The organism is Bacillus sp. UNC41MFS5 (assembly GCF_000686805.1).
Genome location: NZ_KK366017.1, coordinates 1,161,183 through 1,187,558, shown reverse-complemented (window position 1 = coordinate 1,187,558; position 26,376 = coordinate 1,161,183). Strand labels below are relative to the sequence as shown.

General features: G+C 37.7%; 20 protein-coding genes. 4 read left to right on the top strand and 16 right to left on the bottom strand.

The features are described 5' to 3' along the window. Positions 1-20 precede the first annotated feature (20 nt). Entirely contained in the window at positions 21-1,268 is a 1,248-nt protein-coding gene (locus tag BR30_RS0122030; RefSeq protein ID WP_026566884.1) for an MFS transporter, read from the top strand. 45 nt (positions 1,269-1,313) lie between these two features. Here the strand turns inward: BR30_RS0122030 and BR30_RS0122025 are convergent, their stop codons facing one another. The 8 genes from BR30_RS0122025 to BR30_RS0121990 form a co-directional block, all read right to left on the bottom strand. Further along, positions 1,314-2,198: a YitT family protein gene (locus BR30_RS0122025; RefSeq protein WP_026566883.1), complete on the bottom strand. Its 885-nt coding sequence runs from the start codon at positions 2,196-2,198 to the stop codon at positions 1,314-1,316. Between the two features lie 194 nt (positions 2,199-2,392). After that, complete coding sequence (locus tag BR30_RS0122020; protein ID WP_026566882.1) at positions 2,393-3,121, bottom strand: sirohydrochlorin chelatase; 729 nt, start codon at positions 3,119-3,121, stop codon at positions 2,393-2,395. Between the two features lie 95 nt (positions 3,122-3,216). After that, the gene (gene cysC / locus BR30_RS0122015; RefSeq protein WP_026566881.1) at positions 3,217-3,816 is read right to left on the bottom strand and encodes an adenylyl-sulfate kinase; all 600 of its coding nucleotides are present in this window, start codon (positions 3,814-3,816) and stop codon (positions 3,217-3,219) included. Positions 3,817-3,831: 15 nt separating this feature from the next. Further along, positions 3,832-4,980, bottom strand: a complete 1,149-nt coding sequence (sat, locus tag BR30_RS0122010) for a sulfate adenylyltransferase (RefSeq protein WP_026566880.1) — start codon at positions 4,978-4,980, stop codon at positions 3,832-3,834. Between the two features lie 111 nt (positions 4,981-5,091). Then, on the bottom strand, positions 5,092-5,805 hold the full coding sequence (locus BR30_RS0122005) for a phosphoadenylyl-sulfate reductase (protein ID WP_026566879.1): 714 nt from the start codon (positions 5,803-5,805) through the stop codon (positions 5,092-5,094). A 254-nt stretch (positions 5,806-6,059) separates the two neighbouring features. Further along, entirely contained in the window at positions 6,060-8,096 is a 2,037-nt protein-coding gene (locus BR30_RS0122000; protein ID WP_051633724.1) for a YhgE/Pip domain-containing protein, read from the bottom strand. Between the two features lie 132 nt (positions 8,097-8,228). Then, entirely contained in the window at positions 8,229-10,178 is a 1,950-nt protein-coding gene (locus BR30_RS0121995) for a lipoteichoic acid synthase (protein ID WP_026566877.1), read from the bottom strand. A gap of 267 nt (positions 10,179-10,445) precedes the next feature. Further along, positions 10,446-13,604, bottom strand: coding sequence for an efflux RND transporter permease subunit (locus tag BR30_RS0121990; RefSeq protein ID WP_026566876.1), 3,159 nt, complete (start codon positions 13,602-13,604; stop codon positions 10,446-10,448). A gap of 153 nt (positions 13,605-13,757) precedes the next feature. Here BR30_RS0121990 and BR30_RS0121985 point away from each other — a divergent pair, with 153 nt between their 5' ends. Beyond that, positions 13,758-14,618, top strand: coding sequence for a TetR/AcrR family transcriptional regulator (locus tag BR30_RS0121985; RefSeq protein WP_026566875.1), 861 nt, complete (start codon positions 13,758-13,760; stop codon positions 14,616-14,618). A gap of 113 nt (positions 14,619-14,731) precedes the next feature. Further along, on the top strand, positions 14,732-16,336 hold the full coding sequence (locus BR30_RS0121980; RefSeq protein WP_026566874.1) for an MDR family MFS transporter: 1,605 nt from the start codon (positions 14,732-14,734) through the stop codon (positions 16,334-16,336). A gap of 41 nt (positions 16,337-16,377) precedes the next feature. Here BR30_RS0121980 and splB read toward each other — a convergent pair whose 3' ends face one another. Together splB and BR30_RS0121970 are read right to left on the bottom strand one after the other, a co-directional pair. After that, positions 16,378-17,406, bottom strand: a complete 1,029-nt coding sequence (gene splB / locus BR30_RS0121975; RefSeq protein WP_026566873.1) for a spore photoproduct lyase — start codon at positions 17,404-17,406, stop codon at positions 16,378-16,380. Further along, positions 17,399-17,647 carry a transcriptional regulator SplA domain-containing protein gene (locus BR30_RS0121970; protein WP_026566872.1) on the bottom strand — a complete coding sequence of 83 codons (249 nt, stop codon included), beginning with the start codon at positions 17,645-17,647 and terminating at the stop codon, positions 17,399-17,401. Before BR30_RS0121970 ends, splB begins: the two co-directional genes overlap by 8 nt. A gap of 190 nt (positions 17,648-17,837) precedes the next feature. Between BR30_RS0121970 and BR30_RS0121965 the strand changes: the two genes are divergently transcribed. Continuing rightward, positions 17,838-18,173 (top strand): hypothetical protein, encoded by a 336-nt coding sequence (locus BR30_RS0121965; RefSeq protein ID WP_026566871.1) that lies wholly within the window; start codon positions 17,838-17,840, stop codon positions 18,171-18,173. A gap of 68 nt (positions 18,174-18,241) precedes the next feature. On the opposite strand, the gene brnQ is transcribed toward BR30_RS0121965, so the two are convergent. From brnQ to BR30_RS0121930, 6 genes are all read right to left on the bottom strand, one after another. Beyond that, entirely contained in the window at positions 18,242-19,555 is a 1,314-nt protein-coding gene (brnQ, locus tag BR30_RS0121960) for a branched-chain amino acid transport system II carrier protein (protein WP_026566870.1), read from the bottom strand. 138 nt (positions 19,556-19,693) lie between these two features. Further along, a complete protein-coding gene (locus BR30_RS0121955) occupies positions 19,694-20,905 on the bottom strand; it encodes a GNAT family N-acetyltransferase (RefSeq protein WP_026566869.1) in 1,212 nt (403 codons plus the stop codon). 148 nt (positions 20,906-21,053) lie between these two features. Continuing rightward, positions 21,054-21,824: a L,D-transpeptidase family protein gene (locus tag BR30_RS0121950; RefSeq protein WP_035445791.1), complete on the bottom strand. Its 771-nt coding sequence runs from the start codon at positions 21,822-21,824 to the stop codon at positions 21,054-21,056. 377 nt (positions 21,825-22,201) lie between these two features. Continuing rightward, the gene (locus BR30_RS0121940) at positions 22,202-23,302 is read right to left on the bottom strand and encodes a GerAB/ArcD/ProY family transporter (protein ID WP_026566866.1); all 1,101 of its coding nucleotides are present in this window, start codon (positions 23,300-23,302) and stop codon (positions 22,202-22,204) included. Positions 23,303-23,318: 16 nt separating this feature from the next. Then, positions 23,319-24,503: a Ger(x)C family spore germination protein gene (locus BR30_RS0121935; protein ID WP_026566865.1), complete on the bottom strand. Its 1,185-nt coding sequence runs from the start codon at positions 24,501-24,503 to the stop codon at positions 23,319-23,321. Position 24,504: 1 nt separating this feature from the next. Then, the gene (locus BR30_RS0121930) at positions 24,505-26,037 is read right to left on the bottom strand and encodes a spore germination protein (protein WP_026566864.1); all 1,533 of its coding nucleotides are present in this window, start codon (positions 26,035-26,037) and stop codon (positions 24,505-24,507) included. Positions 26,038-26,376 lie beyond the last annotated feature (339 nt).

Below are 26,376 nucleotides of genomic sequence, written 5' to 3'. Positions count from 1 at the left end.
ATCGCATAGGGGGAAATTTGATGGCATCAGTACCAAAAACTAATACCGCTCCACCACCACAACAGATACAGGTGGGACCTGATGAAAAGGCGGGTTTACTTAACCAGCCAAAAGCTGTTTGGGCCGTCTTTTTTGCAAGCATTATTGCGTTCATGGGATTGGGTTTAGTTGATCCCATTTTGCCGGCAATTGCCGAACAACTACATGCCTCACATAGTGAAGTTACCTTGCTGTTCACTAGTTATAATGCCGTTATGGCGGTTGCCATGCTTATTACTGGGGTGATTTCTACAAGGCTTGGTATCAAATGGACTTTATTGTCTGGAATCGTAATTATTGCAGTCTTTTCAGCACTTGGCGGATTTTCAAATGGGATTTGGACCCTCGTCGGACTTCGAGGCGGATGGGGACTTGGAAATGCACTTTTTGTAGCAACAGCTTTATCAGCAATTGTATCACTATCAAACAGCGGAACCGCAAAAGCGATCATCTTATATGAAGCAGCAATCGGTCTTGGCATTTCTGTTGGTCCTCTACTTGGCGGATGGCTTGGCGGAATGTCTTGGCGAGGTCCATTTCTTGGGGTTGCCAGCTTAATGATTATAGCCTTTATTGGTCTCTTCATATTAATGCCAAAATCAACCACTCCACCTGGAGTTAAATCACGATCTTCGTTAATGGATCCATTCCGTGCCTTAAAACATCGTTCACTTTTAGTCTTCGGTATTGCAGCGGCACTTTATAACTTCGGCTTCTTCACTTTGCTTGCATATGCACCATTCGTCATGGGCTTGGATGAACACGGGTTAGGATTCGTATTCCTAGGCTGGGGGGTTTTACTTGCGATTACCTCTGTTTTTATGGCACCAAAACTGACAGAATGGTTCGGAACCATAAAATCAATGTGTTTGATGTTAATTTTGTTCGCCCTGCTATTGGTGGTCATGGGGATATGGACATCAACACAATGGGTAATCATTGCAGCAGTTATTTTAGCGGGCGCTTTATTAGGTAATAACAATACTCTAATTACCACAGCCGTGATGAATGCAGCTCCAGTTGAACGATCAACGGCTTCTGCTGCCTATAGCTTCCTTCGATTTATTGGAGGTGCGATAGCACCATTTACGGCAGGTAAACTTGCTGAAATCTATAACCCAAGTATTCCATTTCTAGTTGGAGGCGGGTTTGTGGTCGTTTCGGTCCTATTTATCTGGGCTAATAATAAACATATTAATCATGTAGATAATATCGGAATAGGTCATTAATATATAAAAAGGATCTGTGATTGAATCGCAGATCCTTTTTCTTTATTAGTGAATATCTTTTTTCTTAAATCGGCCTCCGCGAACTTCTGAAATGTCACCAATCGCTAAAAATGCGCTCGGGTCAATATCCTGAACAATCGTATTTAATTTTGATTCTTCCAACCTCGTAATAATACTGAAGATGACCTTCTTATTGTCACCAGTGAAGGCACCTTGCCCTTTAATATAGGTAACTCCCCTTCCAAGTCTCGCATTTATTGCATTTCCAATCTCTTCTGCTTCATCACTGATAATCCACACAGATTTAGATTCTTCCAGGCCGGCTACCACGGTATCAATGGCCTTGGATGCAATAACATAAGCTAGCAACGAATACATGGCACGGTCCCAACTAAAAACAAAACCTGCTGCACCTAATATAAAGATATTAATGAACATGATAATTTGCCCAACAGAAAATGGAACTTTTTTAGTGATCAAAAGTGCCAGTATTTCTGTTCCATCTAATGCACCGCCATTGCGGATAACGACACCTACCCCTGTCCCGAGAATCATCCCGCCAAAAACAGTAGCAAGGAGAATATCATCGGTAAATGCTGGAATGGGATGAAAAAATGAAGTGAAAATCGATAAAACAATAATTCCATACACGGTTGATATAGCGAAGGTTTTTCCCATCTGCTTATATCCCATATAAACAAATGGCAGGTTTAAGATGAGGAGGAAAATCCCTAATTTCCATCCTGTGATATGCGCAAGCATAATAGAAATACCTGTAATTCCACCATCAATAACATGGTTTGGGACTAGAAATATTTCTAACCCTGTTGCCATTAGGATAGCTCCTATGGTGATGGCGATTGCTCGGAGTACGATCTTTCTTAGAGGTAACTTTCGGTGTTGAACTTTTTCTTGTTTAAGATCTGTCACATCATCACATCTTTTCGTCAAAATTTAGCCAGAACTTATTTCGTTCAAAATAATAGCTATCTATAGTTTAATTATATCATTTTTACACTCAAAGATGAACTCGAGTTCATCTTTTAATTATTTACTTTGTTAATCTACCCTTTTTTTCCAAAAAAATAGCTAAAATCTATCGATTTTAGCAAAAATAAATAAATTTATTCAACTTCTGTTGCTCGTTCAATGATAATATCTTCAATGACACGATGTTTACTCAGTTGACCGGTGTGAAAGATCTGCCGACCTAACTTTTGTCTCATTGAGACCATTTGATCCACTTCCTTTAAAAGAAGACCGGAAAATAATAAATAAGGAATCACGATTATTTTTCCAGCAGAATTTACAGAGATGGAATTAAGCCCTTCTTTAAGCCTTGGCTCTGTTGCAGCTAAAAAACAAACCGCTACATTTTCAATTCCAAGTCGATCACTAATCCCTTTGGTTATCGCGGCAAAGGCTGTGTGAATACTCTTGTCACTACTTCCCCTTCCGACAATTAAAACCGAATCCTTAGGTGATAGATCGATGACCGTTTTTCTAACCATCTCGGCAATTCCATCGAGAATTTTCCCTTGAACACCAAAAGGATCGCTTATCTTTACCTTGATTGTTGGATACCGGTCGTAAAGAGAAGAAAGAGCTTGTGGAATATCTTCTTTAATATGACCCGCAGCTAATAAAAATAAGGGAACGACAGTTATCTCTGTCGCTCCCCTATCAACACAGTGCAGAAAGCCCTCTTCAATACCTGGCTTGGTCAACTCGAGAAAACAGATTTCCTGAATTTCAACATTTATTCGTTCCATCACTCTATGTATAAAAGATTTGGCTTCTTCAGCCCCCTCTTTTGAACGTGTACCATGGCCAATGTATAGAATTGCTTTCACCCTCACTGCTCCTTCCTTGCTTCACTTACTATCCTTCACCTTTCAGGACATTACCATACTTTCCTCATAACCGATAGAAGGAACCACCGTCTTTTTTAGATAATGTTCTTCTCTTTTAGATAAGCAAAGACTTGTTCCACCGCTTCTTCAACTGTTACATGATCTGAGTGAAGAGTAATTTCTGGTTGTTCTGGTGCTTCGTATGGTGAATCAATTCCAGTGAAATCCTTAATCTCCCCGCGGCGTGCTTTCGCATATAGCTGCTTTGGATCTCTACGTTCACATTCCTCAATCGGGCATTGCACAAAGACTTCAATAAATTCACCGTCTTCGAACAATGCACGGACTTGGTCACGATCAGAGCGGAATGGAGAAATAAAAGCGGTCGTCACAACTTTGCCACTGTCGACAAACAATTTGGCCACTTCGCCAATTCTTCTTATATTTTCAGTTCGGTCATAATCGGAAAAACCAAGATCTTTATTTAATCCGTGGCGAATATTATCCCCATCGAGAACATATTCACTGATTCCCTGGCGGAATAATTCATTAGATACCGCATTAGCGATTGTTGATTTACCAGACCCTGAGAGTCCAGTAAACCAAAGAGCACAGCTTCCATGCCCATTTTTTTCATGTCGATTTTCTTTTGAAATAGATGTTTCATGCCATGTAATATTTGTTGGTTTAGCCATAGATTTAATTCCTCCTTACACGGTAGCTGTTTCTTTCATTCCTTCGATCAGTACTTCTACAACCTCTTTACGGCTAAAGGTTGATGGTGGTAATACTCCTGCGCGAAGCATCTCTCTTACTTTTGTTCCGGAAAGGATTACTCTGTCTTCCTTGCTATGCGGGCAAGTTTTATCAGAAGCCATTCCTTCACATTTGTTGCAATAAAAGCTATGTTCAAAGAACAACGGCTTGATGCCAAGCTCTTCTTCTGTAAAATTACTAAAAATGTGCTGTGCATCGTAAGTTCCGTAATAGTTACCAACACCAGCATGGTCACGACCGACAATAAAGTGAGTGCAGCCAAAATTCTTACGAGCAAGTGCATGGAAAATTGCTTCCCTTGGACCTGCATATCTCATTGCTGCTGGGTACACACCTAACTGTGCACGTTCCTTAGGATAATAATTATCTAGTAACACTCGGTAGCTTTTTAGACGAACCTCTGCTGGGACGTCGTCTGACTTTGTTTCACCAACTAGCGGGTTTACAAATAAGCCATCAACAGTCTCAAGTGCCGCTTTTTGAATGTATTCATGTGCGCGATGAATCGGATTCCTAGTTTGGAAGCCTACAACTGTCTTCCATCCTTTTTCTTCGAAAATGGCCCGAGTTTCCTTTGGTTCAAACCATACATCACCGAAGACACCTTTTTCTGATTTTTTAACTAAAACAATTTCTCCTGCCACATATACAGGTCCTCTTTCATAAAGGCGCTTCACACCTGGGTGGGCAAGTTCTCCCGTTTTATATACTTCAACTGCTTCCTTGTCTAAATCAGGTTCAAACCATTCTGAAACCTTAATTACTCCATAAACTTCGTTGTTATAGGTAAGTTTGAATTCTTCTCCCACAACTAGTGATCCAGCAACCTCGTAAGAAACTGGAAGTGTAACTGGGATGGACCAAATGGTATTGTCTGCTAAACGCATATTGTTAACAACAGATTCATAATCCGCCTTGCCAAGAAAACCTTTTAACGGACTAAATAAACCAATACCGATTAATTCAAGGTCACTTAAGGCAATCGCATCAATTTCCAGTTCTTTTACTACAGAAGTTAGATCGTAATTAGGGTCAAACGCTTGAATAAGTTTTCCTCCATGAGGTTTTGGTAAGTATGACATTTTTAATCAACCTTTCATTATAGTTTTAGATTCATGTTAGTATCGATTACCTTGAAGTTGTTTTCCCTTTCCTACCCAATGATCGTAAGTAACGGGAAATGATCCTTTTTACTAAGAGTGCAATCCACACTCTGTTTTACTGCTGCCTGACCAACGTCCTGCACGAGAATCACCATTGGTTCCGACCGCTTGGGTACAAGGGAAGCAGCCAATACTAGGATAGTTTTGGTCATGCAATTGGTTATAAGGGAGGTCCTTTTCCTTGATGTACTCCCAAACCTCATCCCAGGTCCAATGAATGAGCGGGCAAATTTTAATATTTTGGAATTTTTCATCCTTATTTAAGAATTGAGTATCCTTTCTTGTTGGAGACTGCTCCCTGCGGAGACCCGAAATCCATGCCTCTCTTGGGGTTAGTGCCTCACGTAAAGGAATTACTTTTCTGATTTGACAGCATTGATTAGGTTCCCTTTTCCATAATGCAGAACCGTATTCCGCTGCTTGTTCATCTAAACTCAATTTAGGAGTTTTTCGCTCAATTTGAAGCTCTGGAAAACGCGCTTCTATTTTATCGATTACCTCATACGTTTCCGGAAAGTGAAGTCCTGTATCTAAAAAAACGATGTGCGCATCTTTTTTAACTTGATAAATTAAATCAATTAATACAATGGCTTCAGCTCCAAAACTGGAGGCATATACAATTTTTTCTTCAGGATACTGGCTGTAAGCCCATTCTAAAACAGCACGTGCACCCTTTGTTTTGTCTTCTATGGAAAAAGTATCTGATATTTGATTCCAGTTTTCATAAGTCACTGCTTTTGACATCCCTGTGGACCTCCCTGTTGAATTACTAGAATAATAAATCCATATTTTAATGGATCGAGTATACGCTCAATGTGTTATTATATAAATTTAATCCTACCATACACATAGGAATTGTCAAGTTGATTTATTACAATATTTTAAAAAGTGTTTACGAAGTCAAAATGATACATTCGTTTACTCGATAAATAAACAAAGCAGACATGTTTACATGTCTGCGAAATCATAAATGATAATATTAACTTTGTTGATACATCCTACGGAATAATCCTCGAAGTTCTTGCCTTTTCTGCTGTTTTTTGAATCCGTTTACTTAATGGTTTCTTTAGTATCAATGCTAATAGTAAACTCAATGAGATAAAGACAACCAGCGCGAATATATCATTTCTCACGACCTCGACAATCATGCCGCCAACTGTTTCACGAAGCATACTCACTGCATACGTAAATGGCATAAAAGGATTGATCGTTTGAAAAAATGATGAGGTCAAGCTCACAGGAAATGTTGCGCCAGAACTTGAGATTTGCAGGACCAAGAAAATAATCGCTAACCCTTTTCCAATATTGCCAAACACGGAACATAAGGAATAAGTGATTGTAACAAATACCATGCTGATAAACATACTAAATACTACAAACCATAGTTTGTCCACTGCATAGGTATGAATGAAAAACAAATCACCTAGGGACACAATCGCTGCTTGGAAGATTCCGATAGTAAGAAAGGTAAGGAGCCTTCCTAAAAAAAGCTGGTACCCTTTAAAGCTAGGACCTGGATTATCAACATCTACTTTTAGTGAGGCAATTAATAATGTCGCACCAACCCAAAGGGCTAGCATCGTGTAAAATGGTGTCATTGCCGATCCGTAGTTTGGAATTGGAAATAGCCGCTTTGTTTTTAATAAAATTGGATTCGAAAGGAAATTACTTTCTTTTTGCGGATCGTGCTTTAGAAATTCGATTAAGTCATACATATTTACGCTACTTTCAAATCTCCTAATTTTATCCGCAGCACTCCTTATTTTTGCCGCAAATCCTGGTAAATCGTTGCGTGCTAAGTCCGCTGCTTTGTGGACAGCCCTCACAATGGCAGGAAGCCTCGTTCTAAATAAATCTGCTGCTTTTCGAATGTCGTTTTCTAAAGTTGGTAAATCAGTTCGCACAAAGTCAGCAGCGCGATGAATTTTTTGCTCACTAGTCGCAAAATCACTTTTAAAAAAATTAGCTGCTGAATTAAGCTCTTCTGTCAATTTATCTACTCTCCCATGTAGCCCTGTCTCTGCCTCCACTATATTTCCATGGATTTTTACCAGTTCCTCATAAATCTTTTTTATCTCAGCTTGTTCTCCTTTGGTCTCACTCTGTGATACTGAAGATCCTTTCAATTGTTCAAGTGACTGAAGAAGCACGTTTTCTATATCTGATAGATTGGTGACAGCACCAGAAATAAGCTCCCTCGCTCCCTGCAAACTAGAAACTTTCTCTTGCAGGGTTATCACTTTCTCGCCACCTTCTTTGATAAGTGGTAAGCGTTCTTCAACCTTTAAGATACTGGCAGCCGCCTGTTCTAGATCTGGTATCCTTTGTTCTAACTCAATCACTTTCTGCCCCTTTGCCTGGATTTCAGGTAACTTCTTTTCAAGTTCAATTGCCACTTTCCCCATTTTTTCTATTTCAGGCAATGCTTTTTCTAAGGCAAAAATCTGTTTTTCCACATTATGTATGGATGGCAATGCTTGCTCTAAATCAATTCCGGCTTTATAAAATCCCTTGAAAATGGCTTCGCTTACTGTTTTTATAAAAGCTTGGCTAATTTGAGAGGTTACGCTTGAAGCACCTGAACTTACGATTTTCGGAGCTACAGCATTTATTTTTTCATTTACTGCGAACTCGATTTCTGGTTTTTGGGGATTTACCTCTAAAATACTAGATAACTTCTTCGAAAAATCCTTAGGAATAATGAGATAGGCATAATAACGCCCATTTTCCACTCCACTCACTGCTTCGATCCGATTTACAAATACCCAGCCAAGTTGATGATTCTTTTTAAGATTATTAACCGTATCATGACCAACATTAACTTTTTTTCCACGGATTATGGTTCCTTCATCTTCGTTACTAACTGCTACACGGATTCCTGATGTATTGCCATATGGATCCCACATTGATTTAATATTCACCCAAGCATAAGCCGACGGCAGAACCATAAGTGCACCAATTAACAACAATACAGTTGGCACACGAAAGATATTTCTCCAATCAGTTTTATAAATGTGCCAAACCTTCCCGATCATAATCCCCCCTATCCAGACTTCCTACTGCCTATATCTTTTCACTTTTTGAAAATAATGATGCAAAGGGCATGTGTTTGTACAAATGAGTGAAAAAAAACTGCCTGAGAATTTCCTCAGGCAGTTTACTGTTTACTATTTAGAAACGACATTTTCATCTTTATTATAGTTATATTGCGATCGGTCAACTGGAGTAAAGTTTGCAGGTTTGTAGAAACGTAATAAATCTCCATTAACGACCTTATCTGAAAGCTTTAATTTATACTCAACGATCTTTTGATCTTTTTTGGCTTCTTCCTCTTTTGCTTCATCTAATTTCATACCCGTTTTGGAGTCATAGAATTTACCATCAATGGAAGTGATGGTTGAACTTACATAATCTCCATTTCTGAAAGGCACTAAATCATCATGCTGTTTTGATAATAGGTCCGTTCCAAATTGGACATACTCTTTTGTATCTGTTCCGAGTAAGTGAAGCAGCGTTGGAAGAAGATCGATTTGACCACCATATTCGTGGTTTACCCCACCTTCCATTCCAGGGACACGAATAAATAATGGCACGCGCTGTAATCCAGTACTTTCAAATGGAGTTATTTCTTTTCCCATCACCTGTGCCATTGCTTTATTATGATTTTCAGAAATACCATAATGATCCCCGTACATTACAATGATCGAACGATCATATAAACCTGATTTTTTAAGGTAATCAAAGAATTGCTTTAATGCTTCGTCCGCATATCGTGCCGTTTGAAAATATCCATCGACCGATTTATCACCCGTTGTACCTGGTGCAATCGTTGCGTCTTCCTCATTGATTGGATACGGATAATGATTCGATACGGTAATAAATTTTGTATAGAATGGCTCTGGTAAAGATTCCAGAAGTGGAATCGATTGTTCATAGAATGGCTTATCCATCAGCCCGTATTCAGCTAGGTCTTTAGAATTGATTTGATAATAATTTGAATCAAAGAACTTGTTGTAGCCAAATGATTTATAAATTTCATTACGATTCCAGAAGCTACCTGAATTTCCGTGGAATACTGCTGAAGTGTAGCCTTGCTGTCCTAAAATGGCAGGAGCAGCCTCATAGGTGTTCAGTCCTTTTGTAGTATAGGCTGAACCTTGTGATAATCCGTATAATGAATTCTCTAACATGAATTCAGCATCCGAAGTTTTACCTTGTCCTGTTTGATGGAAGAAGTTATCAAAGTAAAGGGTATTTTGATCCTTCGTTAAAGAATTTAAAAATGGAGTGACTTCTTCCCCGTGCAACTTATAATTAATTAAGAAATTTTGCGTTGATTCAAGATGTAAATAGATTACATTCATTCCTTTTCCAGCACCAAAGTAAGCTGGATTTGGCTCTGCATAATTAGACTTTGTATAGTTTACAACTTCAGTAGTATCATCGCTGCTGGCCATAACCCGTTGAGCGGATGCTTTCGTACTTTGAAAGGCATCATAAATGGTATAATTGTACATCCCTAAATATTTAACAATATAGTTTCGGTCAAATCCTCTTGTTAGTAATTGAGGACGGTCCGTTTCAGCTAAGGCTAAGTTCGCGCTTGAAATCGCAAGTGCCATTGAAAATAAAGCTGCAACTTTCCCGCGATTCATATCCTTCACTTCTATTTTCACAAAACGGAAAACAAGTAAACCAATTAAAACAATGACATCAAGAAAGAATAATAAATCGTACGGCTTCAATAAGGAAGTGACACTGCCGCTTACATCGCCAAAGTTTTGTGTCTGCGTTAAGGTTGGTAAGGTAATAAAATCACTAAAGAATCGGTAAAATAAAACATTTGCATATAAAAGAAACGATAAAAGAAAATCTATTACAATTAGCCCTATATACTTTTTTCTACCTTTTAAAAAGAAAGCTACGCCCAAGAAAAGTAAAGCAGATCCGAGCGGATTGATAAATAATAGAAACTTCTGAAGAGAATTTTCGATTCCTAAGTCAAATTGCGTTAATTGAACGATATATGTTTTTATCCATAAGAAAAATACTGTCAAAAAGAAAAAGCCAACATATTTATTAAAAATACTTTGACCTCTTTGCAATAAGTTAATCATATAGCACCTACCTTGTAATCTATGATTATATACTTTCAGTTATTATTTTTATATTAATGAGGAACTACTGCCCTCAATAGTCTAACATCTATCCTAACAGCTAAATATGAACAATCCATGAACATTTAATAAAAAAACAAAATGACCAGCACAAGAACATTACTATACACTCTTTTTTTAAAATGTCAAGGCTCCTATAAAAAATAATAGCAACTGACTCTTCTGTTAACAAAACAAAAGAATCAGCTGCTATTCATTTTCGTACCATTATAATGATTCCTCTACTTGCTTTCTCTCTTTTCGCTTCTTTTTCATTAGTGTTTCATAAACAATCGGTACAATTACTAAAGTAAGTAGCGTTGAACTTGTCAATCCGCCAATAACTGTCACACCTAATCCTTTTGAAATTAGTCCGCTTCCTTCCATTCCGAATGCTAACGGTATAAGTGCACCAATAGTCGCAATGGCTGTCATCAGAATAGGACGGAGGCGTGTCCCTGCCGCTTCAAGGATCGCTTCCCTAGTTGATAATCCATCATTCTCTTTATGAATGACACGGTCAATAAGGACAATCGCGTTCGTTACAACAATACCAATTAACATCAAGGCACCGATCATTGCAGATACACTTAACGTTTCACCAGAAATCAATAAACCTAATAGTCCTCCGATTATGGTAAAAGGTAATGAGAACAGAATGGCTAGCGGTGCTAAGCCTCCGCCGAATGTAATAACGAGGACTAAATAGACAATAGCAATCGCTGCAAGCATGGCTAACCCTAGCTGTGTAAAGGATTCTGCAATATCTTCTGATACCCCGCCAACCGAAACATCAACCGTTGAAGGAAGTTTTAGTTTGTCTACCTTCTTTTGAACCGCGGCTGAAACTTTTGAGACATCTTTAGTCGTTATTTCAGCACTTACACTCGCATAAATACGCCCATCACGTCTAGTAATCGTATCAGATGTATGCCCCTTCTTAATATCGGTAACATTCTTAATAGGGACTGCCATACCCATCGGGGATTGGATCGTTTTATCCGTTAATTCATTAATATTTTCATAATCATCTTTTTCAACTTCTAAATAGACATTCATTTCTTTGCCATCATTTTCAATGGTTGTCAATACTTGACGCTGGCCATTACCTGCAAGTTCCATCCCTACTTGTGCTGCTGTAAGTCCTAATTGACTTAACTTTTTCTGATCAGCGACTAGGGTATACTCTTCATACGTATCAGCAATACTAGTCTTCACATTTTTAAGGGAGTTCTGACTTTTAAAGATTTTCTCAATCTTGTTTACAACAGGTTCAATCTCATCCATATTGTCACCATACACATTAAAAGAAAGTGCATTCGATGAACCCATTCCTGAAAAGTCTTGACTTGCCCATTCGCCTTTATCATTTCGTTTGTTCAAATCATTGATAACTTTTTCAGTTTCTTGTGAAAAGTTTTTGGTGTCTTTATCATATTCAACAAAAAACATGGCCGAATTGCTTTGCCCTGGATTCATCGGATTTTCTCCGCCGACGGAAAACTGAATCGTTTTTACACCGGCTCTGTTCTCAAGAAATCCCTCTGCTTCAGTTGCAATCCGCTCAACTTCATCCAAGGTTTCTCCTGGTGCTGGTTTATAAGTGGCCACAACCATTTTTTGTTCATCAGATGGAAGGAAACTTACCCCAATCACCGGTACCAGGAACAAGCTGCCAACTAATAATAAAATAGCTAATCCGAAGGTAATGATTTTATGATTTAAGGACCAATTGAGAACCTTTTTATATCCCAAAGCTAATTTACCTGGTTTATTTTCAACATGAACATGTTTAGTGGAAATCCCTTTTTTAAATAAAGAATGTGCCATCATAGGGACAATTGTAATCGCTACTAAAAGGGATGCTAATAAAGCAAAAACAATGGTTAATGCAAACGGTAGGAACATCTCGCCTACAGGACCTTTAACTAATCCTAATGGAAGGAACACAGCAATCGTTACCACCGTGGATGAAAAAATCGGCATGAACATTTCTCTCGTGGCAGCAACAATTAAATCCTTACCACTTAAAGTTTCATTTTTAAGAGACATCCTTCTAAAGATGTTTTCAATGACAACAATCGAATCATCAATAACACGGCCAATTGCAACAGTCATTGCGCCAAGAGTCATCATATTAAGAGTAATATCCATTTGTTTTAAAAGTAATATCGCAATTAAGATGGATAATGGGATAGAAATAACCGAAATGATTGTAGTACGGAAATTTCTCAAGAAAAGCAAGATGATGATCATGGCAAATATTGCACCGAAAATCGCTTTATTCAGCATGGTTGCAACCGATTCTTCAATAGGTTTGCCCTGATCAAAAATTGTAGTAACATTTAACCCATCAATCTTATCTTCAAAATCACCTAATTTTTCTTTGACAGAGTTTACTACATCCACTGTATTTGCGTCCTGTGCACTTGTAATCTGTACTCCGATGGACTCTTTGCCATTTGTTCGTGAAATAGATTCTGCTTTCCCTACTTCCTTAATGGTGGCAATATCTTTTAGTTCAACACTGGGGATTGCAGTAGAAGCCTGTGCCGATTGGCTGACTTGGCCAGCAGTTATACCTGCCTGTTGTCCTTGGTTTTGTTGACTGGCTGCTGCACCTTGCTGAGTGCCACCTGCTGTTGGGATAACGGGAATTTTAATCGCTTTTAGGTCTTTTATTGTACTAACATTGCCATCAATGACAACGGACTTTTGTGTATCTTTGAATGTGTACAATCCTAATGGAATGGTAACATCCGATGCTTTGATTAAATTCTTTACTGTATCTTCAGATAAGCCATATTGCTTTAATTTAGACTGATTAAATTTCAATTGAACTTCGTCAACCTGTTGGCCTGAAATTTGAACCGTTGATACTCCTTCAATACCTTCAAGTTCTGGAATGATATCTTCTTCAGCTGTTTTAGTTAATTCTGCCAAAGATTGTTTAGTATTTGTAATACTTAATGACATAACTGGGAAGGCAGAAAAACTCAATCGAGAGACTTCTGGCTCCTCTACCCCTTCAGGAAGTTCAAGATTGCTCAAGGCTTCCTTTACTTCATTTTGAGCCTTTTCCATGTCCTTATCAAAATTATATTCTATTTGGATAGATGATGCGTTTTGAAAAGAAGAGGAACTAACAACCGAAACTCCATCTAAATTTTCGACTCGTTTTTCAATCGGTTCCGTAACTTTCTCAGCTACCTGCTCAGGTGTCGCCCCTGGATACACAGCCAAAACTGAAACAAGTGGTGTATTAATATTTGGAATGGTTTCTAGTTTCATGTTCATTCCTGAATACAATCCAGCAATTGTAATAATAATGGTTAATAGCCATACGGCAAACTTGTTCTTCAATGAAAACTGAATGATTTTCTTCATTTTTCTCTCCTTCTTATACCATGTTGACATTTCTGTTTGATTCGAATAGGATTGACTATGCGGTCATAACAAACTTAATCATAATGACCAACCAGTCATAAGTCAAGAATTATACGTTTTTTCATAGAAACATTTAGTAATGGAGGGTTTATTTTGACAGAAAAGGAGAAACTAATTATTCAATCAGGGATGAAGCTTTTTGCTCAAAAAGGTTTTTCATCGACGTCGATTCAAGAGATTGCTACTGAAAGTAATATTTCTAAAGGGGCTTTCTATTTACATTTTAAGTCAAAAGATGATTTATTACTCTCAATACTTGAATATATATTTGCTACGATAGAATCAAGCAGGTTAGTTTTTGAAAACCAAGATTTATCCCCGCGAGAAAAATTCATCAAGCAAATCACTGCATTTTTCAGAACATTCATTGGTCATAAAGAATTTATGATAATGCTCGCCAAAGAACAGGCAATCCCAAGGAATGAAGAAATCAAAAAACTTTTCTTTAAAAAGCGGTTTGACTCTCATTTATTACATCGCAAAGGATTAGTATCTATTTATGGTCAAAAGATTGAGCCTTTTTCGATTGATTTAGCCTTGATTCTAGAAGGGTTGTTTCAAACATATGTGGGATTAATGATGCTTGAACCTGCTGAATTTGAGATTGAGAAACTATCCCAATATTTAATGAAAAGGATGGATAGTATCGTAAAAGACATATCAAGTGAGGAACCCTTCTTAACTGAGGAAAAGATGGGGAATATTATAAAAAATTCAAAGCAATGTTTCGAACCAGCCAATGTAAATAATGTTATCAAAAACATGAGAAATGAAATGGATCAGATGGAAAATAGAGAAGCTTTAGAAATCTCATTAGACGTCCTTGAAGAGGAAATTAACAAACAAAGTCCTCGTCTTCCAGTCATCAAAGGAATGCTTTCCAATTTTAAAGGAATAGAAACACTAGAACCACTCACTAAGGAAATGGCTGATTTTTATGGATTTGAATTATAAAGGATATTTTTTGTACGTATCCTTTTCTACGAAAAATATTGACTGACCGGACAGTTATATTGTATATTTTATGACGGAAATTATTTAATAACATTTAGATAGGAGAAAATAATATGGCGATAGAAGATAAACGGATTAATACCAAATTAGTTATCACTGGTTTAATTATCGGAATGTTTTTCAGTGCATTAGAACAAACAATCGTTGGAACTGCCATGCCGACGATTATTTCAGAATTAAATGGCTTTACCATTTTTGCTTGGGTCACAACTGCCTATATGATTACATCGACTACGGTTGTCCCGATTGTTGGTAAACTTTCAGACCTGTACGGGAGAAGATTCCTCTATTTACTAGGAACAATCATCTTTATTATTGGTTCTGGATTGTGTGCAACTGCCACATCAATGGAACAGCTAGTGATCTATAGAGGGCTTCAAGGGATTGGCGGAGGGATGATCATGCCTCTGTCTCAAACCATTATTGGGGACATCTTTACAGCTGAGCAACGTGCGAAATGGCAAGGAATTTTTGGCGGACTCTTTGGGTTAAGTTCTGTCATCGGCCCTTTCTTAGGAGGAATTATTGTTGATAGTATTAGCTGGCACTGGATTTTCCTGATTAACGTTCCTTTTGGACTACTTTCGGCAATTTTAATCTTTATGGGATTAAAGCATGAAACTACCGCAGTTAAAGGAAAAGTGAATATTGATTATTGGGGAATTATCACATTAATTCCTGCCATTGTCTTATTATTACTTGGTTTAACATTCGGCGGGGATAAATTTGATTGGGCCTCAACTACTTCTTTCCTTATTTTCGGAGGTTCGATTTTGCTACTTATCGTTTTCGGATTAATCGAGCGAAAAGCAGTGGAACCAATTTTGGATCTTTCATTTTTTAAAAATCGAACTTTTGCAACGATGAATGCGCTAGGATTTTTGCTGGGGCTTGGCATGTTTGGAGCAATAATGTTCGTACCGATGTACATGCAAGGAATTCTTGGTGTATCTCCAACGCAAGCTGGTTCAACCATGACTCCAATGATGATTGCTATGATTGCGGCAAGTATACTTGGAGGGCAATTATTACTTAGATTTAGCTTCCGCTCTGTACTAACAGCAGGTATGCTCCTTGGTGCATTAGGATTCTATTTAATGAGTACAATGGGCATCGATTCAAACGAATACACTGCCTATGCATATATGGTTGTCCTTGGTCTAGGAATGGGCTTAGTTATGCCAACATTAATGATTGCCATCCAAAATGAATTTCCAAAATCGCAGCTAGGAACCGTTACATCCGCCTCCACCTTCTTCCGATCAATAGGTGGTACGATTGGAATTACGATTTTAAATTCAATCATGAACCATACACTGAAAGGTGAAATGGTTAGTGTTGCTAATGATGCTGAAAATCCAATTGCACATAAAGCATTAACAGCTCTTTCTGAAAAAACAGATTCATTATTTAGTTTACTGCTCAATCCGAGCCTTTTAAAAATGCCAGAAGACATTCAAAATAGCGTAATTCATGGCATTCAAATCGCCTGGTCCGATTCATTTTCTACGGTTTTCTTAACAGGACTTATCTTTATAGCAGTCGGAGTCTTAGTGGCTATGGCCGTTGGTAAAGGCCGGATTAAAAAAGATAACGAACTAAAGGATGGCAGTGAACAACCAATCTCATCGTTTAGACCTGATCCAACTGAATCATAAAAATCCATAAATAAAGAGGGATGCTCGGCAATCCCTCTTTTCTATGTGAAATACTCAATTTTTGCTTGCGGAAAATAGGTATTAATATATCTTCCTAGTGTATCCTTTATATCTTCTTGTTCTTCATTTGTATAGACAAATTTACCGATTCCGTAACGTCCCCATTTCCATTTCCGCTTTGTCTCATCAAGTTCTAGCTTTGTCATCGGATAATTTTTTTGAATGACACGCTTCGCTGGTTTTGTAAACCGATGCTGAATCATTTCAAAGGTTAAATCCTCTTTAGCTGAATCCGGCAACTCCGCCTCAAGCTTTTCTAACATTTCTTTATACCCTTCTTTCCAGCCCTCGTGGAGATAAATCGGTGCAATAATAAAACCTAATGGAAACCCGGCACCGGCAATCTTACCTGCTGCCTCGATCCGTTCTGGCAGTCTCGATGTACCCGGTTCAAAATTCTTAATGATATAATCATCATTAACACTGAAGCGAAAACGGGTTTTCCCATTATGCTTCGCATCAAGTAAATGGTCCACGTGAGCGAATTTGGTTACAAAACGAAGTTTGCCATATTCCGATTGTCCAAAGAACTCAATTGCTTTTTTTAAGGTATGGGTTAGATGGTCAACACCAACAATATCAGATGTACATGAGGCTTCAAACCTAGTTGGTTCAGGCGCACGTTCTTTCATATAATTATCAGCAGCCTCGAAAATATCTTCCAGGTTCACATAAGTACGAATATAAGGTTTACTTCCCATTGTTGTCTGTAAGTAGCAATAATGACAATGTCCCATACAGCCAGTTACAAATGGAATTGCGTATTCCGCAGAAGGTTTGGATGTATCAAACTTTAATGTTTTTCGAACTCCTACCACCAGTGTCGATTTTGCAGTCCGATACTTTTGAAAATCATTATCACCAGGTAAATTTCGAATTTGATTATGTGATGTTGTTTCCCTTATTTCAATTCCCATATTTTCAAATTTGGCAATTAACTCTTTGCCCAGCTGGTACTCAAGTGCGCTTGGCTCAATATAAACAAGCTGGGGTACAAAAGGTTTAACCATAATACCCCTCCGTCTCTGTTAAACCAAACGCATCTTGATAGGCATATTCTGCTTCCTCTGCAGATGAATAAACCGCAACGTCCTCAGTTAGAGGGTAATAGGTTTCGTAAACAAAAAGAGAAAGTTGATCCGAATCCTCCGGATTCTGCACAACTGCCGCTTGCTGGACATTGGCCACATCTTGAGCATGTGGATTCCGAATGATAATATAGACGACTTGTCCTGGTTGATATGAAGACATTTTCCACCTAATCCTTTCAAATCTAGGTTTTTCTATTCATTGATATTATTCTCCAGAGAAGATTTTTAAGTGTATTGAAATATTTCCATTTATAACATGGAGCAACCAGTTTAGATGGTGAAGAATAACTTTAGTCATATAAGGGAAATTTAAATTTACGTTTGTAAATCTTAACTAGGGGATGCAGCTAATGGCAATTTTTGTCTATCAAACATTTGAGATTAAACAAGATAAATTTAAAGAAGGTATTGAGAATTTAAAGGAAATTAAGACGTTCCGGAATGAAAATTATGATCATAATGTCGATATCTTAACCCCTGTTTCCGGCGAGGATCATACATATGCCCTTCTTACCAAATATGAAGGTTTGGCTGAAATGGAATTACAAAACAAAAAGATGTTTGAGGATGAAGAATACTTAAAACTAATTGGAGACTTTTTCCTACAAAATATTGTTCAAGGCAGTATGTATACCCAAATTTATCGTGCCCTAACTGAGAAAAAAACAGACAAGAAACAATCCTAGTTTACTTATATAGTTTTAGTTATATCAAAAAAACACGACTGAATTTAGCCGTGTTTTTTATTTGCAGTTCAAGCTTCAAATGGTCTGTCACTAAATAATCCTAGCAGATATCCCACTATTAATCCGATGAGGGCTGGGATTATCCATCCAATGCCTTCTGTATAAAAGGGAAGAATTTCAAGTGCCCCACTCCATTTATTGGCGAGGAATGTTTTATTTATCGTATCAATGATGCTAAAAAGAGCAACAAAGCTGACAACTGTGATATAAATCTGACGGGATTTCTTAATTAAATTATCAAAAAGACCTAATAAGATAATCACGATGGCCATAGGGTAGATCATGCCAAGTATCGGAACAGAGATTTGTAAGATTTGCGTTAATCCCAAGTTAGCGATGGCCATACTTAGAATTGCTAGGATAAGAACCCAGGTTTTATAAGTAATTTTTGGAATCGCATTGGCGAAGAATTGACTGCAAGAAGTAACTAAACCAATGGACACACAAAAGCATGCAATGGTAAAAACTAAACCTAAAATAAAGGTCCCACTTTGACCAAATAAGTGTGTCATTACATTCGCCAATATTTGTGCTCCATTTTCCGTTTTTCCTAAGGATGAGCTAGCAGCACCTAAATACCCTAAGATTAGGTAGATCACAGTTAACAGAATTCCTGCACCTAATCCGGCATACATCATATATAGTGATCTTTTTTTATGATCCACGACTCCTTGCGATTTCAATGTATTCGAGATAACAATGCCAAATGCTAATGCTGCCAGCGCATCCATTGTTAAATACCCATCTAAGAACCCTTGAAAGACAGGGTTTGAAATATAGTTATCCTTTGGTGTTTCAAATGAACCGATTGGGTCAATTAAGCTCTTCACAAAAATAATGGCGATTAGGGCTAGTAAGATTGGAGTCAGTATTTTCCCAAAAAGGTCAATAAGCTTGGATGGGAACATACATAACCAAGCTACTAATCCAAAAAAAACAATACTATAAACAAATAATGAGAGCGAACTTCCAACCAAATTTTCTGGTAAGAAAGGAGCTAATCCCATTTCGAATGCCAGACTACCTGCCCTTGGAATCGCCAGGCCAGGTCCGATTGCGATATAAATAAGAAATGGAAAGATAAAGGCGAAAAAAGGATGAACTCTTTGGTTAAGTTCGTTAAAGCTTCCTGCCTTAGCCACCGCAATCACGCCTAAAATCGGCAGACCAACTGCTGAAATAATAAAACCAGCCAGTGCTGTCCAAAGATGATCCCCCGCTGACTGCCCCAAAAATGGTGGAAAGATCAGGTTTCCAGCCCCGAAAAACATTGAAAATAACATAAAACTAATAAAGACAATTTGTTTAGCAGAAAAATTCATTCATAAACTCCTTTTTAAATAAAAATATTATTCCATTATAATAAACCAAATTTACCCCATAATGGTATATTTATTTTAAACTTCTAATAATTTAAAAATTCCTCTTCCGATTAGGAAAGAGGAAAAAAGAGCAGCACTTCAAAAATAATCGGAGAAATAGGGCGTCTCTCGTTCAATTAAATTCTCTAATATCTCCACCGTTTGCTCATTACAGGAAAGGCGACCCATTGCTGCCAAATAGGACGGCCGTTTATATCCAAGCAGCATCGTTGTTAATGTCTGAATAGTAACAGTTACATCTGGCTGTCCCTCGCTTGGCACCATATCCCCCTGACCGACTGCAGATACTCGAAGTGTATATATGCCCTGATTCCACTCTAGTATCGGGTCATCCACCTTAATCGTCATGTGAATTTCAGAGCCAAGTGCTCTGAATGGGAATTGTTCGATAAACTGTGTGACATCAACGATACGTGCCATGAAATAGGGAGCAATGGTTTCTTTAATATCCCCGTCCTCCAACCAGAAAGCCAATGGCTCATTGGTAAAAATATTCCCGACAACCTTCGTTACCATGGAGAAATGGGCACTGATAAAGTTCCAAAGTCCGTTCCGCGCTTCTTCATTCATATAGATCATTTCTTTGACATGCAGTACATCTTGAGAGATCCAGTACAGCAAATATCCTTGTGGCTGATGAGAATGATCATAATAAACTGCGGCCGTTAATTCATCCAGTTCCCATCTCCAGAATTCTTCCCAAGCTAAATTGTTTCGTATCATGGCGACATGACGTGTCCTAGAATAAAGCTGGTAAACAGTTTTTATATCTGAATGCTCTGTATTTAGCCGGTCGACGTAACCTGAAACTTTCTTAACTTTTGGTAATTGATAGTCTTTGATTTCAAAGGTCATTTTATCGGAAATAATCTCCCAGCCCCTTTTACGATAAAAAGGCAATGAATAGGGATATAAATAAGAAATCGATTGGTTTCGATCCTTCATATCAGCCAGTGCCTGCCAGATCAACTTATTCATCAATCCTAAATTCGCATATTCTGGATAGGTGCCAACCCCCGTTAAGCCGCCCATCTCAAAGGTTCTACCATAAATATTTACTTGAAAGGGGTAAACAGCAACTTGGGAGATTAGTTTTTCACCATCAAACCAGCCTAACACATCGGCCTGTTCCAAAACAGGCAGTTTTGCTAATGCAATTTCACGTTCCTCCCAGCCCACCGTCTGTAAGTCTTTTTTGGTCACTTGGAAAACATAACGTAATAACTCATTGAATTGCCGCCAATGTTTTGGCTCCACTTTTTCCATCTTGAGCCTGTCCAATCGACTCATACCATTACCTCCAACAAATTTACGGTTATACTCTATGTTCATATAATTTGTGTTAATTTATGTAAACTTTCCGAAAAAAATAAAGAATCAATTCAAAAAAAAAGAGTGCTCAATACTTTGAGCAACTTCTTGAACAATTTCTTTATTATTACTTAATTCCTAATGCTTTTTTTGTTGCTGGACCAACGACCCCATCCGCTGTTAATTTATGAGCTTTTTGAAATTTGCGCACCGCAGTATCGGTGTTTACTCCAAAGACACCATCAACACCTTTTGTACTATACCCTAGTGAAGTCAGCTTACGTTGAAGTTCTTGGACAGCTGGACCCCGACTACCTTTTTTAAGGATTTCTCCACTGGTACTAACAGGAACGGAAGGTGCACCTGAGCCGCCTTTTACTTTATATCCATTGGCTAATGCAATTGCGTTGAAGGATTTCCCTGATGAGGTGATGATTACTGGGGTACCAGTTGGGACTTGGCTAAACAACCATTCTACTTCACTATCATACATCCGAATACAACCGCTGCTTACATAACCACCAATTGAGCTGGGGTTGTTGTTCCCATGAATCGCATAGGTCGTTCCCCATGTTCCGCGGGCATTTAAACCAAGCCATCGGTTACCTAACGGATTACGAGGGTCTCCACCCGGAATATGTCCCTTATAGTAAGGCCTATTCTTAATCTTAACCACAATCTTGAACTTGCCCTCTGGCGTATACGATTTTTTTCTCCCGGTTCCAACTTTAAATTGCTTCTTAAATACACCGTTTTCAAAGTAAGCCAGCCGGTTGGTAGTCTTATTAATAATAATCAACTTTCCACTGGAGGCTGCAGAACTTGTAGGGACACCAACAAAAAAACTAGACAACATAAAAAAGGCAAATATCAAAAATACTAACCACTTTCTGGGCAACCTAACCCCTCCTATACGACATAAATACTAATCCGTGTATCCTATGTCGGAAGGGCTTGTACAAATTACAATTTTGTTAAAGATATTACATTTTAGGCTAATATTCCTATATTTACAAATAATAAAAAAAAAAGCTGGGTGATACTCTTGAAACAATTATTATTTATAATCTTACTTTTATTTTCCCTTGTTATAGGAGTCAGTATAATAATTGATTTGCTCCAAGGTCTTAGTATATATGAGACTATAAATTCCTTTAATAAAATAAAACAAAAGATGACAGGTGAAGAAGTTATTCTGATTATTTTTTCCTTCCTGCCACTTGTTTTTACAAAGGTCAACAGATCCAGTATTAATAAGAAGAATAATGCTTAATATCAGGCAGAAGCTGGCTTTAGCTTTCTTTTAATCAAGGCAATTACCAATAATAATATTGGGATTACTATTTGCATAGGAATATGTAAATAGTACGGCACAATTTTTAATCCTTCGTTAATGTGAGCTATATAATTTGGTGCCATAACGACTGAGCTAACTAAAATAATGATTCCCATTGGATAAATTAAATTCTTTTGATGTTTGATCTTAAACAAATCTATTGTCCCGATAAACGCACAGAAGAGAAAAACAGTTATTTTTACAAAACCTAATATGACCATACTAATAATCACCACTGTATCGAGCCTTTGAACAAATTCAGCAATGTTAATGTAACTTACAGCCGTAAGGATAGGAAAGGCAGACCGGGAAACAATATCTGCTCCGGTAATGGCGATATTCAAAAGGGTAAATAATAGAAGGCATAAACCACTCAAAACGATAGCTGAAATACCCGCTTTTTTAGCCTTTTCTTGTTTATTTAGGTATGGAAGAAGCATTGTGAACGTAATCATTTCCCCGAAAGGGAAAGTTAGAGTAGTTGGAAAGGATTTAATTAATGGACGCCAACCGTGTTCTAATATTGGACGGAGATTATGTAATTTTATTATTCCACTAGCCATTTCAAATAATATAATAAAGAGAAGCATGAACACGATGATGAAAAGGCAAAGCTCCGATATGCGAAAAAATACTTCAATCCCTTTAAAGACTGCATACATTACACATACCATCATGATGATTCCAAGCGTCAGAAGTGTTGCTGATCGATATGCTGCAATGACTAATAGTTCCTCGAAATCGCGCAAAACCCTAGAAGCGATGTACATAAAATATGTTACATACATTAGCCCAAATAGCCAGCCCAAATAACGCCCCAGAATTTTTTGAAGGTAACTGGTCAATGGTAATGCAGGATACATAGTATATAATTTTGTGAAAATAAGATATAGAACGCAGCCTGAAGCAATTCCAAATAGGATCGTAATCCATGAATCTTGCCTTGCTTCACCAGCCATCCCTACAAGAATTGCGCTTCCTAATTCAAATAAAAAGATGACACTAAACAACTGAAACCCATTGACCTTTACTTGTTCCATTTCTTTCCCTCCTAGATCAATAAGGATAAGGCTTAATTCGCATTCCTGTTCCTTCAATAGTCAAATTCACCCGGACATTTACCTTCGCTTGTGAAAATAACTTATTCCACTGCTGCTTGGATTTTCTCCATTTTTTTTGATGAGTGTTGCGTAAAATTTCCCCAAAGCCGAACACATCACTCTCCAACTTTTGTGCCACAATAATTCCATCTTTAATTTCTTTTTCCAGTTCCTGTTCACCTTTACGTTGGTATTCTTTTATTACTTCACGCTTACTTATATCCTTGTTACAGAGCAATTCAGTTAGATTACCGAAAGCGTTCACCTGAATTGTTATGACTGCTTGACTGTTTTGCAAATCGACTTTTGACTCACTTTTCAAGTGATTTACGAGTAAATTGTTATACCGCTTCTGGTCACAATGAATTCTCAAACTGCTAGTTCGTATTTTATTCTTAATAATTTGAAGCGACTTTGTCTTTTTTCCATCTATCCATCCAACTAATTTTCCTTTTCTAAATACTGCAATTCCATTGAGGAATACGAATGTCTTATTCATACTTTCTATGTTTTTCTTGCTAGCACCAGTTTTTGAATTACCTCTTACGCTTATCCCACTTATTGTTGGTTCTGAACCTTCGTTAGTTAAATTCTCAATAATATCGTAAATTTTAATTTCACCATGTTCCCCTATTAAATCTGAGGCATTCATTACCTTGCCTACAAGTGATCGAACAGGAATTTTATCAATAGAAGAAAGTATATCCATTGTCGTTTTTATGTCAGCATTACGGGTAATTAAAACAGGAACATTGACACGCACTCCTGCATCCCGCTCAAATACATCAAAAATAAAGTTCAAACTCTCCTTTTTTGCCAGTTGTTCTCCAATGAGAACCAACTGAATATGCGAATAAATATTTTTCCGGGGAAAAATATTTGAGGAATTACCAGCTGCTTCAGAAATTGTTTTACCCCTACTTTTAAAGTTAATTACTGGCGTACCGCCGGAACCCGTGCCTCTTGCAGCATTTTCACTTGGATTAACTACTTGGTAGGTAACTTCGTAAACATCTTTTTCAGGGATATAATCAATCCCTATTCCGAGGACAATCGCTATTTCATTTAATTCCGTATAATTTGAACACCCCGTGAGTCCGACAAATAAGAATATAATCAAGAACGATATTTTAGTTCTCATTCTATTCTCCCTCATTCCTTTTCCCTATCCTTACTTTATTTTTTTTATTTGCAGGTGCTGGTCTGTTTATTAGGTTTGGTAAAGCAAAACGAAATAGAACATCCTTTTGCTCCTTTAGATTGAATGGAGCTATAGGAGATAGATATGGAACCCCAAACGAACGCAATGAGCACATATGCATCCCTATAATAAGGGAAGCAGCTAACACACCATAAAGCCCGGCGTATGAGGCAACGATTAATAATAAAAAACGAAGAGAGCGAGCAGCGATTCCAAGGTTGTAGTTTGGTAGTGCGAAGCTAGCGATGGCTGTTACAGAAACGATAATAACCATCGCTGCAGATACAAAGCCTGCATCTACAGCTGCTTGTCCAAGGATAAGCGCTCCCACAATAGAAAGGGCTGATCCCACTGCTCTAGGCATCCTAATTCCTGCTTCTCTTAGTACTTCAAAGGTGATCTCCATGATAAAAGCTTCCACAATGGCCGGAAAAGGAATAGCCTCTCGTTGGGCAGCAATACTGACAAGTAATACAGTTGGAACAAGTGCCTGATGGTGTGTAATCATCGCTACATATACAGCCGGTGCATATAAGGCTAAAAAAAATGCCCCCAACCGTAAAATCCTTAAAACACTGCCTATATATTGATTCTGATAATAATCCTCCGGAGATTGGAAGAGTTGGGTAAAGGTTACCGGGACAATAAGAACGTAAGGAGTACCAGTCATAAAAATGGCCACACGTCCTTCAAGTAAATTTCCAACCACTGCATCCGGGCGTTCGGTATTTTGAACCGTTGGAAAAGGAGTTTGCTGTTCATCTTCAATAAAGCCTTCAATATAGGCTGAATCAATAATGCCGTCTATTTTTATTTTCTGAAGACGATTCTTAACTTCTTTTACAATCGACTCTTCAGCAATGTCCTTGATGTACATGATTTCAACTTGAGTTTGAGTCACTTCACCAATTATCATCGGGTCCAGACGTAAATTTGGACTCTGGATTCGAGATCGGACGAGGGATGTGTTGGTTCTAAGGTTTTCAGTAAAGCTGTCTTTTGGTCCGCGAATAACTGTTTGTGTTGTTGGCTCTACGATACTACGTGATTCAATTTCTCTTGTATCAAGGATCAGTGCACTCATTTCACCATCTATTAAAATGACTGTGCCGCCAGATACAATCGCTGATAGTATTTCTTTAAAAGTGTTTTTTTCCTTAATCTTTGTGACTGCAATTACCTGTTGTAATTCATCTTTTATTGTTCTAGAAGCTGGGTCAAACTTGTTTGTTAATATAGGTTCTATGACATGTTCATCAATTTTTGGTGTATTTGAAATCCCCTCAATATGAAGAACTGCAAAGGCAAACGGATTTTCATTATGCTTGATGACACGAACAATTAAATCAGAGCAATCACCTAAATCCTCTTTAATTTGTCCTACATTCTCAATCAAATTTTTGTTTAATAGGTCATCGGAGGAAGAAGTATTTCCTGAACTTTTATGCTGTTTTAGACTAACTTTTTTCCACAAGGTCTTCTTTCCTCCTCTTTCCTCAGATTCTTTTATATTTTCCAAAATACACTAATTTAAGTAATATGCACCACACCATTTTGAATACAAAAAAAACCGCATACCTCATAAAATACAAGGGTCTGCGTTAAAATAAAAAAAATCTTATATTTCTATATCCATCGAAAGTATAATAAGTTACTTCTAGAACATTTCATTTACTTTTTCCTAAGTAGGTAGATTCTAAGATTTCCACTAGTTACCGTTGAACCGTTTTTTCTGCCTTCACGGGCATCATACGCTTACTATGGTTACCGCTGATCCCATTTTTCTGCCTTCACGGGCATTAGTCGCTTAGAC